This window comes from Staphylococcus sp. GDX8P54P (assembly GCF_017893165.1).
GTDB classification, from domain to species: Bacteria; Bacillota; Bacilli; order Staphylococcales; family Staphylococcaceae; genus Staphylococcus; species Staphylococcus borealis.
The window spans coordinates 1-760 of record NZ_JAESMM010000075.1; the positions used below are offsets into that span (position 1 = coordinate 1).

Sequence of the window (760 nt, forward strand, 5' to 3'; positions counted from 1 at the left end):
ACATGATAAATTAGTGGTTAGCTATATTTTTTTACTTTGCAACAGAACCATATATTTTATAAACGCTTTTGATTCCTTGTCTGACATAGTCCGTTCACTACCGGATAAAATTTCACTGACTTTTTTAGAATCATTAGATTCTACAGCATCTTCAAATTTATTTATTTGTCCTAGGGCATCTGTTTTTCTAACTACAAATACAATTATTAAAGCAATTAAGATAATTATTAGTAATAAGAAACCATATATATATGGCTTCTTATTACGTGTCTTTTCATTTTCCATACGCATTACCCTTTATATCAATGTAGTAGCAAGTTATTTATTACTATTAAACCACGATGAAATTTTATTCTTGATTTCATCTAACTTATTATTAACTTTATTTAATTCTTCTTCCATTTTTTCATTGTTACCATTATCTTGTTGGGTTTTTGCGTCTTTCAAATTATTAATTGTGTTCTGATAATCTTCTGCAACTTTATTTAATTTGTCTGTATCTGCTTGTTGTTTTAGGCTATCAACTTTATTTTGTAATTCTGCAATTTTTGAATTTGTATCATCATTGCTATTCTCAATACTATCTTTTGTAGATTGAATTTGATCACGAATTTCTTGGTCTTGTTCTTCTACTTTTTGGCCATTATTTGGATAAAGTCCGTATAATTGTGTAAAAGTAAAAAGGCCATATAACAGTCCTTTTACGGTACAATGTTTTTAACGACAAAAACATACCCAGGAGGACTTTTACATGACCCAA

General features: G+C 28.2%; 1 protein-coding gene. It reads right to left on the reverse strand.

Annotation, left to right across the window (positions count from 1 at the left end):
- Positions 1–21: 21 nt before the first annotated feature.
- Positions 22–285 (reverse strand): TcaA second domain-containing protein, encoded by a 264-nt coding sequence (locus tag KA909_RS13215; protein ID WP_031590646.1) that lies wholly within the window; start codon positions 283–285, stop codon positions 22–24.
- Positions 286–760 lie beyond the last annotated feature (475 nt).

Coding starts and splice junctions, on each gene's coding strand:
- KA909_RS13215 (WP_031590646.1), bottom strand. CDS start 285: ATGGAAAATGAAAAGACACGTAATAAGAAGCCATATATATATGGTTTC.